At 38.0% G+C, this 15,330-nt stretch carries 12 protein-coding genes; all 12 read left to right on the top strand.

Translation table 11 applies throughout. The features are described 5' to 3' along the window. The first annotated feature begins 121 nt into the window (after positions 1-121). The 12 genes from F3D3_RS16805 (at position 122) to F3D3_RS16860 (ending at position 14,995) form a co-directional block, all read left to right on the top strand. Positions 122-1,666 (top strand): carbon-nitrogen hydrolase family protein, encoded by a 1,545-nt coding sequence (locus F3D3_RS16805; protein ID WP_069875613.1) that lies wholly within the window; start codon positions 122-124, stop codon positions 1,664-1,666. 221 nt (positions 1,667-1,887) lie between these two features. Next, positions 1,888-2,229: a CBS domain-containing protein gene (locus tag F3D3_RS16810; protein WP_069875614.1), complete on the top strand. Its 342-nt coding sequence runs from the start codon at positions 1,888-1,890 to the stop codon at positions 2,227-2,229. A 120-nt stretch (positions 2,230-2,349) separates the two neighbouring features. Then, complete coding sequence (ytvI, locus tag F3D3_RS16815; RefSeq protein ID WP_069875615.1) at positions 2,350-3,429, top strand: sporulation integral membrane protein YtvI; 1,080 nt, start codon at positions 2,350-2,352, stop codon at positions 3,427-3,429. Positions 3,430-3,487: 58 nt separating this feature from the next. Further along, the gene (locus tag F3D3_RS16820; RefSeq protein ID WP_069875616.1) at positions 3,488-3,814 is read left to right on the top strand and encodes a hypothetical protein; all 327 of its coding nucleotides are present in this window, start codon (positions 3,488-3,490) and stop codon (positions 3,812-3,814) included. Positions 3,815-4,251: 437 nt separating this feature from the next. Further along, on the top strand, positions 4,252-4,638 hold the full coding sequence (locus tag F3D3_RS16825; RefSeq protein WP_069875617.1) for a BlaI/MecI/CopY family transcriptional regulator: 387 nt from the start codon (positions 4,252-4,254) through the stop codon (positions 4,636-4,638). Then, the gene (locus tag F3D3_RS16830) at positions 4,628-6,679 is read left to right on the top strand and encodes a M56 family metallopeptidase (RefSeq protein ID WP_069875618.1); all 2,052 of its coding nucleotides are present in this window, start codon (positions 4,628-4,630) and stop codon (positions 6,677-6,679) included. The genes F3D3_RS16825 and F3D3_RS16830 overlap by 11 nt, the downstream gene beginning before the upstream one ends. 184 nt (positions 6,680-6,863) lie before the next feature. Beyond that, a complete protein-coding gene (locus F3D3_RS16835; RefSeq protein WP_139132128.1) occupies positions 6,864-7,937 on the top strand; it encodes a hypothetical protein in 1,074 nt (357 codons plus the stop codon). A 5-nt stretch (positions 7,938-7,942) separates the two neighbouring features. Beyond that, positions 7,943-8,764, top strand: coding sequence for a hypothetical protein (locus F3D3_RS16840; protein WP_139132129.1), 822 nt, complete (start codon positions 7,943-7,945; stop codon positions 8,762-8,764). A gap of 53 nt (positions 8,765-8,817) precedes the next feature. Continuing rightward, positions 8,818-9,300 carry a YbhB/YbcL family Raf kinase inhibitor-like protein gene (locus tag F3D3_RS16845; protein ID WP_069875621.1) on the top strand — a complete coding sequence of 161 codons (483 nt, stop codon included), beginning with the start codon at positions 8,818-8,820 and terminating at the stop codon, positions 9,298-9,300. Between the two features lie 323 nt (positions 9,301-9,623). Next, on the top strand, positions 9,624-10,526 hold the full coding sequence (locus F3D3_RS16850; RefSeq protein WP_069875622.1) for a helix-turn-helix domain-containing protein: 903 nt from the start codon (positions 9,624-9,626) through the stop codon (positions 10,524-10,526). A gap of 127 nt (positions 10,527-10,653) precedes the next feature. Beyond that, positions 10,654-11,829 carry a chromate efflux transporter gene (gene chrA, locus F3D3_RS16855; RefSeq protein WP_069875623.1) on the top strand — a complete coding sequence of 392 codons (1,176 nt, stop codon included), beginning with the start codon at positions 10,654-10,656 and terminating at the stop codon, positions 11,827-11,829. Between the two features lie 370 nt (positions 11,830-12,199). Continuing rightward, positions 12,200-14,995, top strand: a complete 2,796-nt coding sequence (locus F3D3_RS16860; RefSeq protein ID WP_069875624.1) for a leucine-rich repeat protein — start codon at positions 12,200-12,202, stop codon at positions 14,993-14,995. The last annotated feature ends 335 nt before the right edge of the window (positions 14,996-15,330 follow it).

The raw sequence follows: 15,330 nt of genomic DNA on the forward strand, positions 1-15,330 counted from the left end.
CATCCGCATTTAGTTATAACTTCAATATCTGAGCGATAAACACAAAAATGTTTCCATATACATTTATTGGGTATAAACTATAGGTGAGACAAGTTTAACTTGTCGTTAGAGGAGGGTTTATATGCCAGATATAGATTTGTCAAAATTCGAGAAAGTTGTAACCGTTCGGACTATTAAGAGAGCGGATTTTGAAGCGATTATCAATCTACAGAAGTTATGTTTTCCAAATATGGAGCCGTGGACAGTTTCGCAGTTGGAAAGCCACTTGAGTATTTTTCCAGAAGGACAAATTTGCGTTGAATTGGAAGGGATTATTATCGGTTCTAGTTCAAGTTTGATCATCAATTTTGATGAATATAATGATCAACATTCATGGGCTGAAATAACAGCAAATGGTTATATAACGAATCATAATACTGATGGAGACAATCTTTATGGAATAGAAGTAATGGTTCATCCAGACTATAGAAATATGAAAATTGGTAAAAGGCTCTATAAAGCACGACAAGAACTTGCAGATGCATTAAATCTAAAAAGCATTGTTATTGGCGGTCGAATTCCAGGCTACGTTAATTATGCTGATAAAATGACTGCAAAAGAATATGTGAGGGAGGTCATCTCTCTCAATCTTTATGATCCGATTTTGACATTTCAATTGAGTAGCGGATTTGTTTTAAAGCGTATTATCAAGAAGTATCTACCTGATGACCGTGCATCGCTTCAATATGCGACGCTCATGGAATGGAATAACATAGAGTACCAGTCAACCAATTCACATCACTTTAAAACAGCCTTTCCTGTGCGCATTTGCGTCATCCAGTACATGATGAAAAAAATCAATTCCTTTGAAGAGTTTGCGCATCAATGTGAGTACTATGTGGATGTCGCCTCTAACTACAAATCTGATTTTGTGGTTTTTCCTGAAATATTCACCACACAGCTTTTGTCGTTTATGGATCAAGACACACCGAGTTTATCGGTGCGAAAATTGACCACTTTTACAGAGCGCTATATTGAAATTTTTACACATTTTGCTGTTAGATATAACGTGAATATCATTGGAGGCTCTCATTTTGTTGAAGAAGAGGGGATGATTTATAATATTTCGTACCTCTTTAGACGAGATGGCACTATTGAAAAACAGTATAAGCTGCACATAACACCAAATGAACAGCAGTGGTGGGGGATTTCAACTGGGGATGAGATCAATGTATTTGATACAGACTGTGGTAAAATTGCGATTCTTATATGTTATGATATTGAGTTTCCGGAGCTTGCTCGTATTGTCACTGAGAAGGGTGCTAATATTATTTTCACACCTTTTTGCACGGATGAGCGACAAGGCTACATGCGAGTGAGATACTGCGCTCAGGCGAGAGCCGTCGAAAATCAAGTCTATACGGTTATCGCGGGCACTGTGGGCAATTTGACACATGTTGAAAACATGGATATCCAGTATGCCCAATCCGCCATTTTTACACCTTCAGATTTTTCTTTTCCAAGGGATGGCATAATGGCGGAGTGTACCCCTAATCTTGAGATGGTTATTGTAGGGGATCTTGATCTTGAATTATTGAAGCGCTCAAGAAAATCTGGAACCGTTACTTTGCTAAACAATAGAAGACTGGATCTTTATGAGGTAAAAGAGCACAATCTTAAGACTTGATGTAGTGGATATGTTCCTATATGTATTCATGGCTGTTTTGAAGGTGTGCTATGAGATTGACGTCCCATAGAGATTGAGGTAAAATATTAAGGTAAGACTAATAAGAATTAAAACTTCATTTTACAACTTTAGGCCGTGATGCAATGAGTGTGCTTTGTTTTTGCGGTCTTTTTTGTTTCAAAATTATAAAAGGATGAAGGTTTGATTACTAAATAAAGTTGATGGCAGAAGAGGGTAACAAAAAGCCTAAGCAATTGGTTAAATTATTGAGTGAAGATAGTATTGATAATATCATTGGCATATTATATGTGAAAGGTCTTCTGGCGTTAGTCATTGATGAATACGGTGGCACAACAGGAATCGTGACAATTGAGGACCTTTTAGAAGAAATTGTGGGGAACATCTTTGATGAGTATGATGAAGATGACAGAGCGTTAAAACAGCTGGATGAAGTGACTTTTGAAGTGACTTTTGAAGTGAGTGGCATGATTGCCCTCAATGCAATTGAAGCGACTTTGGATGTGGATTTGCCTGTTGAAGACTATGAGACTCTAAATGGTTAATCAGTCTTTTGGGAAATATTCCTCCTAAGGGTCAAATCAGCGAAGTGAGGTTCAAACATTTACGAATTCAAGCTGTAGAAGTTACTTATTTCATTATATTTTGTAAGATTGGAGAAACAAATGGAAGCACAGTACGACAAGAAAAAGCAATTTATTGTCAATATAATTTATATTTTTCTGATCACGTCAATCACATATGTTATTCTAAAATATGCATTTCCTTTGATCAGCCCTTTTATCTTGGCATTCATTATTGGATATTTGCTGAAGAAGCCAGCAAAAGTGATTGCCTTAACGCTCAAAGTGCCGCGTAAGCTTGTGTCATTTTTACTTGTTTTAGTTTTTTACAGCACGGTGGGTGTTCTTGTATTCTTGATTGGGGTTAAACTCATCACAACAATTTCTGCTGTGATCTCTGCATTGCCAACAATCTATGAAAACAAATTGGGACCCTACCTGATTTCAGCATTTGATGGTATCGAAAACACGATAGTCCTTTTGGATCCCGCACTTGTGGAAGTTCTAAATGAAGGTTTTAACCAGTTTGTAAACGCACTTGGAGAAAATATTACCAATATATCATTGACGATCGTAGGCTCTTTGTCAGGGATTGCGTCATCGTTGCCTTCTTTTTTAATAAAAATGATGTTAATGATCATATCAACATTTTTTATTGCTATGGATTTTGATGTTCTATCCACCTTTATATTAAGACAGTTTTCTACACGTGGAAATGAGATCATCCAAACAATCAAACAGTATATGGCGAACACAATCTTTGTGGTGATGCGCTCTTATGCTCTGATCATGTCCATTACATTTGTAGAACTATCTATAGGGCTTTCTATTATAGGCATACAAAATGCAATACTCATTGCACTTGTTGTAGCGATATTTGATATATTACCTGTGCTTGGAACGGGTGGCATTATGATTCCATGGACAATTATTACATTTTTGCGTGGAGATTATCCAATGGCCATTGGGTTGCTGGTTGTGTATGTCTTTGTAACAATCGTCAGAAATATTCTAGAGCCAAAGATTGTTGGCGGTCAGCTGGGCTTACACCCTGTAGTTGCACTCATGAGTATGTTTGTAGGTGTTAAACTATTGGGCGCTATTGGTTTATTTGGATTTCCGATTACGATTTCTTTATTAAAACATTTAGATGATACAGGTACCATTAAACTGTTTAAATAAGGTGATTAATGGAATTAGTAGGTTTATGGACTAGAATTGGTCTAAAGGGAGTAATGAGATGAAAAGAAGAATGAAAGTAGCGCTTGTTGGTGGCGCTTTGCTAGGATTTTTGTGTGTGGTTGGGGCTTATATCCGCTCTGATTTTACAGCTTCACCGACTTTTGTGTTTTCATTGTGGTATAACCGCGTTATCTTAGGTCTAGTCGTGGGTGCGCCATGGGTCGAAAAAGGGAGACGCAAAGTATTGTTTCGTGGCGCTTTGCTAGGTCTTTTAATCTCCTTTGCATTTTACAGCTCAACGGGATTTCAAGATCCTATAAGCTTTGTGGCTGGAATTGTATATGGGATGATATTGGAAGGCTGGCTCAGCCGATCTGAAAAGTAAATGGAAGCGTAATTTTTTTAACACGATGGTGCTGTTGCAAAATAGCCCTCAAATAGAAAAAGGACTATGGCAAATCAGATTTGTTATAGTCCTTTTTTAGTCCTATAAATATTTAAAACTGGCTCGAAGAGCCAGTTCGGATGAGTTATAATTATTTTATGACAAACAAACTAGTTCATAACAATTTTAATTCAAAATACCACTCAATGCAACTCCGAATGCATTTTGATATGAAAACTTTTTCCAATATCAAATGTATAGGCTTCAGTAAGGGTGTGAGTGTTTCTGAATTAAGAATATGTCTTCTCTATTAAGAAGTGAGGGACATATTCCCAAGGGTTTTATAATAAAAAAAATTAAGATAATATCTTGACAAACATCGACTGCAAATGTAGTATATTAATGTACTGCATTTGCAGTCGAAAGGGGTGAAAGGAATGCAACGACTACCAGAATCGGAACTGGATATTATGTTGGCTTTATGGGAAATAGAGCAGCCACCCGTACCTCGTACTTATTTTGATAAAAAACTGGCACACAAGGGCTGGAGTGCAAACGCTCTCAATTCTTTTTTGTCGCGTTTGGAGGAAAAAGGTTTTCTTAAAAGTACACGGGAAGGGAAAAACAAATATTATGTCGCTGTTGTAAAAAGGGAGGCATACTTACGCAAAGAAGGCAGAAATATTTTGCATAAGCTCTACCAAGGCTCTATAAAAAATTTTATGCTTTCGGTTACAGGACAGCAGGGCCTTGATGAAGTGGAAATTGAGGAACTGAGAGAATACCTTGACGCACTGAAGGAGGGGAACCGCAATGAACGCTAAACTTGTATTACAGGTTCTAGAGTTATCTATTACGACTTCAGTGATTATAGGGTTTCTTTTGCTTATGGGACCTCAGCTTCAAAAACGGTACCGAGTAGAGTGGCGATATGTCGCATGGATTGTGATTGCTATTAGGCTATTGATTCCATTTAAGTTCACTTTACCAGTGACTCCTGTGGAGATCAAAGTACCTGAACAGGGTGCAACTGTAACGGTTCCATATATCAGTGATGCTGCTTCGCAGAAGCTCATTGAGGTTCATTCGAAAACGACTTCTGTTTCGGAATTTATGCCAATAGCTTCTGAATCATCGAGGATGACCCTATCATTTCTAGAAATCAGCAGTCTTATTTGGCTTATTGGCGTGTGCCTTTTTTTATTTTTTCAAATAGGCGCTTATCTCTTTTTTTTGCGTAAAATGCAAGTGTCCCATAAAGCAAGTGTCCCAGAGTTTATCAGAGAAACCATTTGTGAAATAGGTGCGGATATGGGGATTTCTAAACTGCCAGAACCGATCATCACGGACGTGGTAGAGGCTCCAGTGCTGCTTGGTATTCTTCATCCTCGTATTTTATTGCCACATACGAAATTCGTGAAGGCGGAAATGAGCTTCATCCTACGACATGAAATGTCACATTATCGGCGGAAAGACATGTGGTATAAGCTGGTCCTTTTGCTGGCAAATGCGTTACACTGGTTTAATCCGCTGATTTATCTTATGACGGCACAAGCTGCAAGGGATATTGAATTGGTCTGTGACTATGATGTAACCCGAAAAATGAATTGCAATGAACGTGCTCAGTATGCAAATACAATATTATCAGCTTTGCAGGGAAAGGGAAAGGTGAATACAATGTTCTCCACACGATTTGGAAGTTCAAAAAAAGATATGAAAAGTCGCCTAAGCAATTTGTTTGATATGAATATAAAACGACGTGGCATTATGGTCTTGTGTCTGCTCATGTTATGTACGCTGTTAGGGACAGGCATAGTATCCTTTACATATGTTGCGCCGTCGGCATTTATGGTTGACAATGAGGAACCAGTCACCTTAGAATTGGACTATCAGTTGTCTCAAGGTAAAATGGCAGTTTGGTTGGTCAATCCAAGTGGCAAAATCGTATATCGGGGCATTCAGTCCACTGTGGATCAAAGAAAAAGGTCTTATCCAGGTGCCAAGGGTCTTTGGAGTTTGATCACAGTGGCAGACAGCAAAGATAAAGCAATAGAGGGTGAAATTTCCATAACGTTGTCTTCGCCTGTGCAAACTGACCCAATGCAACACCTTCCTCAGCCCAATATGTCAAAGACGCTTTTGAGCGACACGAACTTCTCTTTTGAGCGACTCGGAAAGCATACGCTGGAAGAGCACAATACTTTAGAGATCAATTTACAATGGACCAGCAAGGGCTATGCGATACTGTTCTATTTAGATGAGGATTTGGAGGACCATCAAATCTTGCAATTGTTGCAAGGCCTTCCCAATGTGCCTAAACTTGATGAAAAGGACGTAAACCAAAGTGAACTTAACAAGACGCTGAATTTTTCTATGTATCCAGAATCGCCAGTCAAACGTGATGTAAAGGTGAATGGAACAGATGCAGGGTCTTACTACTTTTACCTTGTTAGCATTAATATGCCAGATAAAATGATCGGGAATATCAGTATTCAGAAGACAGATGCGACGGCAGTCTCTATTTGGACGCAGCGCGTAAAAGAAACTTTAAGCGTGCTGCGTGAAGGCGCTTCTGTGAGTATGCCTATTGTTATGATCACCAATAATGGTGGAAAAAACGTTATTCAGTCTGGCAGTTTTCAGGCGGAATCAGGTCAAAAACTAAACTTGATCGTCACTTCTGATATCCAAGGGGGGAGCGTTGATTTGTTTCTTTTTTCACCATCAGGCGAGGAACAGCAAATAGTCTTTAGTGGCGCTAATACAACAAAAATCGTCGATTTATCAGAAGGGACATGGGCTTACAATGCCACCGGATTTTTTCAAAGTGGTAATATTGTCATCACTTGCGCTATTTCAGAGTGACATTGTCATCAAATTAAGGCAAATCCCTAAACGCATCATAATGGTAGACAAGTGCTCAACCTTTTCACTTTTGACATTCTAATCATGTATAATATAACCATTGGGGGAGATGAAGCCTACTGAATGCAATCCTAACCGTTTGCGCAAGGGCTACGAAGGTAGTGAAGCAGACTGAGTATACACTTTGATAAAAAAAAGAATTGGAAGTAAGCAGAATATGTTGATATCAGAACTGAGAGAAATGATAAAAGCATATAATGAAGCGGAATTGAGGCTCATTATTGCTGAAATGTACAAGGCGATGCCTAAAAAGTTGCGTGAAGAGAAGGCAATTGATACGCTGGTGAAAAATTCGGAAAAATATACTAAAAGCGGTAAAACAAATGACTCTAGAAATGAACCAGTAGATGTCTATGTTTTAAAACCACAAATTGAATTGTTTATGGAGTATGCGTATAAACAGTACTATCTTGCGCCCAATAGTATGATTCATAAGAAAGATCGCCCTAAATGGAGATTTGTAGTAAAGGGTTATATAAAGGATTTACAGGGTGTTTCTATTTATGGTACTGAGGGCGATATTGCAACCGATTTGCTTTTCAAACTGTATGAGATGTTAAGTTATGCTTGTGGCTACTATCTTTTTAGGACAGATAATCCTTTTCGATCCATTGGTATGGATCAAACAGAATTGTTGTATACAGTAATTGCAAGGCGGTTTAGTAGTGGCATAAAACAAGATAAAGTAAAAGCTGTCCTTGAGTCAGTGATCACTAGCAACGTTGACAGGGAGACTTTATCTTCTTCATTGATATCCGTATTAATTCAGAATTTGAAATCGTCGGAATCAAAAGAAATGGCGATTGAACAAAGCAAATTGCTTATGGATGGATTTATGCGCACTAAGCAAACTGCGTTGAAAATGAAACCGGCGACACGACATTCTGATTATGAACGCAAAGAAAAAATAAATAAGTTAGTTGAGATCGTTTTCAGACTTAATATTGAGTTGAGTGAATATGATAAGGCGATCCAATTTTATAACAAATATCACAACGAAATAGATGCTGAAATCAATTTGTTTATATTATTGAAATGGCTTGAGGCTTATGAATTAAAAGCTTTATGGTTGAGGGAATACGATAGAGCACGGAAAAATGGTGTTCAACCCAGAATAATTTTAAGCAATGTATATGAATATGTAAAGAAAAATGAGTGTTTTCCAGAGAGGGGTTTATATCTTTTAGAAGATATATGAACAATATGAAAGCAAAGACATCTAGAAAAAACATCAAGAAGTATGGCGTTCTAATTTTGTTATTATTTTTAACAAGCAACCTAATGGCGTGTAGAGCACAGAGCACCTCTGGAGATGAAGTGCCAAATCCTTTACCAGTTGTTTTACCAGAGAATACACCAGAGAGTACACCAGAGAGTACTTCTAGTACAATAGAATCGATGAAGAATGCCTATAAATCAATTCTAGAGGGCATTTTTTCTGAGCATACTTTCCCAGGGGGTGAGGCATGTGATTGGACTGAAGACAGTGATTTATCACAAAATCAATTTGCAGTATACGATATAGACCAAGATGGTCAAAATGAATTAATTATTGCCTATACAAATGCTTCCTTGGCAGGCATGGTAGAATTGATATATGATTTTGAAATCAATACTCAAACTGCAAATGAAGTGTTCAGAGAATTTCCAACAATTACTTATTACGACAATGGTATCGTCAAAGCAGAGTGGTCACATAATCAAGGTTTAGCGGGCGATTTCTGGCCCTATACCCTGTATAAGTATGAAAGTGAATCAGATCAATATGCCAATGTGGGTATGGTAGATGCTTGGGATCGATCTCTATCAGAGTCAAATTATGAGGGCAATTCATTTCCATCAGAAAGTGATACCGATGGGGATGGCATTGTGTATTATATCATGCAAGATGGTGAGTATAAACTGGATCAACCAATAGATTATGCAGAATACGAGCAGTGGCGTGATGCGTATATGAATAATGCTAAAGAGGTTACTGTGCCGTTTGTGAATTTAACGCAAGAAAATATAGACAATATAGAGTGACGAATGTGCCCAGCTGTATTCAGTTGGGTCGTTTTCTTATGAGGAGGACCTTGATGCATGCGCAAATTTTAAAAATATGGAGTGAAGCTTTTAAAGAAGGGGACTGGATACCGAATCTGTATTCTGCCCGCGGAGAAGATCGATCGCCAAGCATCCACTTGGAGGGCATTCACGCTGAAGCACAGTCGATTGCTATAACTATGGATGATGCGTCCCATCCGCTCTTTCCAAACTACAACCATTGGTTGATTTGGAATTTACCCGTACAAAACAGCATTCCCGAAGCAATACCACATGGTGAAATTATAGAAAATCTTGGTGGTGCAATACAAGGGAGAGCTTACGGAAGGCATCGATATAAAGGTCCTAAACCTCCCCTTAAGACAATCCATACCTATGTTTTTACAGTATATATTTTGGATTGTAAATGCGCGTTATCACCTAAAAGTAGAAAGCGTGATTTGTTGGTAGAAATGGAAGGCCATATTTTACAAAAAAGCACTTTGACAGGCCATTTTCAGAGCCGTAGAACATAAAGACATTCCGTTGTGCGTTCAATGGCGTTCCCAATGGTACCACGTACACAACGAAACTCGCACGTACACAACGGAAAGCCACGTACGTGCGACTTATTATAACCCTTGGGAGATGTCCCCACTTCTCAAAGTGGGGGTTCATATGCCTAATTCAGTGGGAGTCCAAACGCCCACTGAATGCAATCCGATAGGATTGTGCAAGTGTTACGAAGGTAGCGAAGCGGACTGAGTATACGCTTTGATTTAAGTTGAAAAATGAGCAGACAGAGTCAAGTACTAATTTTCCGAACATGATATTCTATCATTAAAGGAGGTGCTTATAAATGCACGCATGGGAACAAATACAGTTGACTATAGAATATATTGAGGCTCATTTAGAGGAAGAAATTGATATTGTGAGACTCGCAGAAATGGCTTCTTTATCGCCATTTTATTATCAACGATTGTTTAGCCGATTGGTGAAAAAACCAGTGGCTGAGTATGTAAAACGCCGTCGAATGGCAAAGGCAACAGATTTATTGCTTCAAAAAGACAGGCGCATTTTAGACATTGCATTAGACCTTGGATTTTCTTCTCATGAACACTTTTCCCGTACTTTTAAAGATACCTTTGGGCTAACGCCAGATGAGTACCGGAAAAATCCACAAACATTTAATCGCATGACAAAACCTGAGCTCTTACTGCACTACATCTTAATTGATGAAGGGGTGCCCTTGATTACTAATGGGATTGTTCTTGAAGTAAACAGAAAAGAAATTACGGAACCTGTTCATTTTATCGGGTTAAAAAAGGATATTCCAGTTCAGTTCATAGAGGGGCTTGGAACCGAATCGGGGATTGATCCGCTGGATACTCTTTGGCGAAATTTTCATAATCAGAAACAAATCAAACTTGAAATTCCCGAAGATAATGAGGAAATTGGTGTGGCGTATCCGTGTGCAGTGGAAGGTTATTTCAGCTATTTTGCAGGTGCAAAGCATGAATCTGCAAAAGTGCCGGATGATTTCATAGACTGGGAATTACCGACGGGAGCGTATATTGTTTGTTCTTTTGAAGCTGAAAACTTTGAAGCATTGGTCATGGATGCGCTTTATAAGGCACAAAATTACATTTACAATAAATGGCTTCAAAGCCATAAATTGCAAACAGATGCGTTTTGTGCAGAGCGATATGCAAGCCATTCGCCTAAAACCACAAGTATGGAGATTTGGCTTAAACTTATATAGAAAGCCTAGCCATAGCGCTCCTAACGCTCCTAACGGATTGCGCAAGGGTTACGCAGGTAGTGAAGCGGACTGAGTATATGCTTTGATAATTCGGTTAGGCATAATTACTGGGATATGGAGGGAAAATATGACTGTAAATAATATCAAATGGAGTGCTTTTCTTAGGGATGCATTTATTTGTTCATTAGGGGCCTATGGTGGACCAGAAGCGCATATTGGTATCTTTATGGATCAACTTGTGGCTAAAAAGAAGTACCTGACGGAAGAAGAACTCATAGAACTTGTTGCATTGTGTAGTATTTTACCTGGTCCAACGAGCACACAAACATTGGTTGCAGTAGGCTATAAGACCGGTGGTCCGTTGCTTGCTTTTTTGACGATGCTTGTATGGTCATTGCCAGTACTTGTTGTGATGACAGCACTGTCTTTTGTCTATCAAATATTTGACACACATAATATAGCGCCCAATATTTTAAGATATATTGGGCCGATGGCTGTAGGGTTTATTATGGTTGCCGCTTTTAGAATCACTAAAAAGGTGGTGACCAATTGGGTGACAGGCACATTAATGGTTATTGCCGCTGTTGTGACTTACTTTTTTCACTTGCCGTGGATATTTCCACTATTGCTTGTATTTGGGGGGATTGTAAGCATCCTAGCCTCTGGAGAAAAAGAACTTTGGCATAAGGTTAAATTAAATCCACCTTGGGGCTACTTAATTGCTTTTGTTACATTTGCAATAGGTGGGATTGTTTTAAACGTCATATTTGATCATCGTTTATTGACTCTCTTTGAAAGTTTTTATAGATATGGGTATTTGGTATTTGGTGGTGGTCAAGTCATAGTCCCCGTTATGTACAGTGAATTGGTAGATGTTAGAGCCTATATGACACATGAGGCGTTTTTAACAGGATATGGTCTTGTTCAGGGACTACCTGGACCTATGTTTAGCTTTAGTGCATATGCAGGTGGGATGTCTTATCGAGATGGCGGTGTTTTACTTCAAATTATGGCTGCAATCATCGGCGGTGTCGGCATTTTTTTACCGGGTTTGCTTTTGATTTATTTTGTATATCCTGTATGGGAAAACTTGAAGCAGATCAAGGCAATTAAAGTATCTCTCAAGGGCATTAACGCTATAGCAGGCGGATTGATTGCAGTTGCGGCTGTAATATTGATGCAAAAAAGTGGTTTTTCCATAGACAATATATTGGTTACAGTAATTACGACGGTGTTGCTTTTGACAAAAAAAGTGCCTGCCCCCTTGATCGTTGTTTTAGCGATAGTATTGGGATTGTTTTAAGCAACTTGTTCCGTCTTTTGTTTCGTCTTGTACCACGTACGCAACGGAACTAACCAAAGGGTAAAATGCGGATTTCTATTTTTTAGATAAACTGGTGCATATACTTTGTGCCAAGATAGCATTTACGCCGAGGATGCTTAAAAAAATCGACTTGCCACTCATATTAGAACCTGTTATGTCGAGAAGGGCTTCTGGGATTAGGTCCTATTTAAACTGTCTTAGAATAAAAAGCTGTTCTATTCATGACAGAAATAGGTTGTTTCATGCAAAGGAGGGCCACAAATGACCATTTTTAGATAGAATAATGACATTGATACTTAGAGAAAAGAAGTGTTTGTCTAAATCTATTTGAAAAAAGGAGAAGGATAAAATGAAAAAGTTTTTGAAATTTACACTGGTATTTTGTTGTTTGGTGAGCATGTTATCAATATCGACCTTTGCAGCAAGCAGTGATTTTGAAATTGATCCTAAAACAGGCGTTTTGATTAAATATAACGGCTCAGCGAGTGCGGTTATCATCCCAAATTCAGTTACCGCTATTGGCGATTGGGCATTTGCGGGGAATCTTACTATGAAAAGTCTTGTCGTCCCCAATTCAGTTAAGATTATTGATGAATATGCATTTAGAGACTGCGCAAATCTTAAAACGATTAACATTCCAACTTCCGTTACTTCAATTGGAGAAAGTGCATTTGAGAATTCGGGGGTAACAAGTATAACGATTCCAAGTTCAGTCAAGAAAATAGGCAAACGGGCGTTTTTTAATAGTCCTTTAAAAACGGCAACTATTTCAAGTACTGAGATTGGTTTTCTTGCATTTGAAGGTTGCATTGATTTAGAAAATTTGACGCTTACAGACTCAGTTAAAACAATTGTTGCAGGTGCTTTTCAAGGGTGCTATAATCTAAAAACTTTAACAATTCCAAAATCAATCCAAACCATTGGAGATGCAGTTTTTTCAAACTGTGGTTTTTCAACGATAATCATCCCAAATACAGTCACTGAAATTGGTCAAGCTGCATTTGACCGGTGCCCTCTGGTGAAAATTAACATCCCGAGTTCGGTGGAAAAGATAGGCGCTAATCCATTTTCAAATTGTACGCTTTTAAAAGAAATTACGGTTGATAGCTCAAATAAAAACTATATTGCGGCAGAGGGGGTCCTCTTCACTAAGGATAAAACAACCTTGATTTCTTACCCAGCAGGGAAAGTCAATACCAGCTACACGATACCCAATACAGTTAAGACAATTGGACAAGAATCATTTGTAAAAAGCGTGAATTTGGAAACTGTAACCATTCCAAATTCAGTTATCACAATTAATTTGGGGGCATTTGAAAATTGTACAGGTTTGACAGGTTTAACACTTCCACATTCAGTTACTTCAGTTGGCTATAATGCTTTTAAAGGTTGTACTGGTCTAACCAGTTTAATCCTATCCAATTCAATTACTTCAATTGAAGGATATGCATTTTTAAACTGTACTGGCCTAAAAAATATTGTTATCCCAAGTTCTGTTAAAGATTTAGGAAACGAAATATTTAAGGGATGTACGGGGATAGAAAGCGTAACGATAAATAATAGTATTCTGGGTAGCCGAATGTTTAAAGACTGTACATCACTTAAAAATATAACACTTTCTAGTTCAGTAACTTCAATTGGTGGCGGTGCTTTTGACGGATGTATAGGCTTAACAAATGTCATACTACCAAAGTCAATAACTAATATTAATCGCAATTCATTTGATTTCTGTTTTGGTTTGAAAAGTGTAACGATATTAAATCCGGCAGTAGTCATTGAAAATGGTGCACTTCTTCAATGTGGGAACGCAACGTTCTATGGAGAAGCTGGAAGCTCTGTTGAAAAATATGCAAAAGAAAAAGGACTGCCTTTTAAAACGGGTGTTGCACCGTTGACTACAAGCGGCGAATCTGCTATAGAACAAATTGTGCAAAATAATGGTGGTATAAGACTTGAAGCAGAAAATGCTACAATCGGTGGTGCTGGGATTGTTTACGGTTCATCTTTAGCTTCAAAAGGCCGAGTGGTTTCCAATTCAAGCGATGAGCGTATAAAATTTTCAGGTGAAGCATTTTCAGTTACCTTTAAAAAGGCACCAGCAGCAAAGGGGTTTATTCTTGGATATTCAAGTTCAAATTTTGATGGCTATGGTGTACTTAAACTATATATAAATGGCGTATACAATCAGAAAATCAAAGTTCAAAATACGAAAGCTTGGTCGGATTATAAAGAATCCCAGTATATAGCAGTAGATATCCCTAAAGATGCAACAATAGAGCTCAAAGTCAATGGTGGTGGGACAACTGCCAATATTGACTGTATAGACTTCTATTCAAAAGAACCCTCTACTTCTTTAAATATTATAAACTCTACTGCCCCTGTTGGTAAATTTAGAGTTGAAGCAGAAAGTGGTAGCTTCACAGGTAACGTAAAAATTAAGGAGCTTACATTAGCTTCAAGTGGAAAAATAGTCTCGGATTTAAGAACGCTAAAAAATGCTGTTGAATTTAAAAAAGTACCTTTAGCCTATGGTCTTACCATCAAATATTCAAGTAGTGATTTTAACCTTGGCAACCTTTCACTTTATATAAATAATGTTTATATGCAAGATATTATTTTCCCACGTACACGTTCATGGTCTGAGTATCAGGAGCTGGATTTACCGATAAATGTGCCTGAAGGTGCGAATATAAAATTTGTAGTTGAAGCTAAAGAGTCAGATGTGAATTTAGATTACATTGATCTTGATATAACAGACCCCTCTTTGCTTCCCATTTCAAGTAAATTTGAAGGAGAAGAGGGTAAACTTAGTGGAAACATTAAGATCGAGAATTTAGACGGTGCTTCAGGTGGGAAGATTACTTCTTATTTTCAATATGTAGGGGATTCGATTGAATTTAAAAGAGCTTCTGCTGCAAAAAAAATGACGATTTCATATACGAGAGGAAATGAAGACTCAGGTAAACTTGGACTTATCGTAAATGGGGTTCGAAAACAAGAGATTGTTTTTCCAAATACAGGTGGTTGGGATAAGCTGGGTACGGTAAATGTAAATGTGGATATTCCAGAAGGTGCCACAATAACATTTGCTATTGAATCTTCTAATGTTGCCGTTAATATGGATTGTATTCAGTTATCTAAATAAAAATTTTAAAGATTTGTTTGAGAATTTTTAGAGTTGAACGCCGTGATAATCATTGTCAGACAAAACAAGGTTTTGTCTGACCCGTCCTCGTCTAACCGCAAAGCGAAGGCTGAACATTCCTGCTCTTTGCTGGACGAGGACTAATGATTTCAAAAATGAGAGATACACTTTTTTAGTGCATCTCTCATTTTTGCTTTAGGAAGTGAGCATCCCTAGGGGTACAATGCTTTTTCTGTCATCACTTTATTGACAATAAGAATGAGAAATGATAAAATTATTTCGGTTCTAAAAGGGAGTAGCTATGGGAAACCAAGATAAGATCAACATACTGGAGT

It is taken from the genome of Fusibacter sp. 3D3 (genome assembly GCF_001748365.1).
GTDB lineage: Bacteria > Bacillota > Clostridia > Peptostreptococcales > Acidaminobacteraceae > Fusibacter_A.

Bases quoted from the DNA above. Each gene is read 5' to 3' on its own strand.
- chrA (WP_069875623.1), top strand. From the start codon at position 10,654: ATGACTGTAAATAATATCAAATGGAGTGCTTTTCTTAGGGATGCATTT.
- F3D3_RS16850 (WP_069875622.1), top strand. From the start codon at position 9,624: ATGCACGCATGGGAACAAATACAGTTGACTATAGAATATATTGAGGCT.
- F3D3_RS16840 (WP_139132129.1), top strand. From the start codon at position 7,943: ATGAAAGCAAAGACATCTAGAAAAAACATCAAGAAGTATGGCGTTCTA.
- ytvI (WP_069875615.1), top strand. From the start codon at position 2,350: ATGGAAGCACAGTACGACAAGAAAAAGCAATTTATTGTCAATATAATT.
- F3D3_RS16825 (WP_069875617.1), top strand. From the start codon at position 4,252: ATGCAACGACTACCAGAATCGGAACTGGATATTATGTTGGCTTTATGG.
- F3D3_RS16810 (WP_069875614.1), top strand. From the start codon at position 1,888: ATGGCAGAAGAGGGTAACAAAAAGCCTAAGCAATTGGTTAAATTATTG.
- F3D3_RS16805 (WP_069875613.1), top strand. From the start codon at position 122: ATGCCAGATATAGATTTGTCAAAATTCGAGAAAGTTGTAACCGTTCGG.
- F3D3_RS16845 (WP_069875621.1), top strand. From the start codon at position 8,818: ATGCATGCGCAAATTTTAAAAATATGGAGTGAAGCTTTTAAAGAAGGG.
- F3D3_RS16820 (WP_069875616.1), top strand. From the start codon at position 3,488: ATGAAAAGAAGAATGAAAGTAGCGCTTGTTGGTGGCGCTTTGCTAGGA.
- F3D3_RS16830 (WP_069875618.1), top strand. From the start codon at position 4,628: ATGAACGCTAAACTTGTATTACAGGTTCTAGAGTTATCTATTACGACT.
- F3D3_RS16860 (WP_069875624.1), top strand. From the start codon at position 12,200: ATGAAAAAGTTTTTGAAATTTACACTGGTATTTTGTTGTTTGGTGAGC.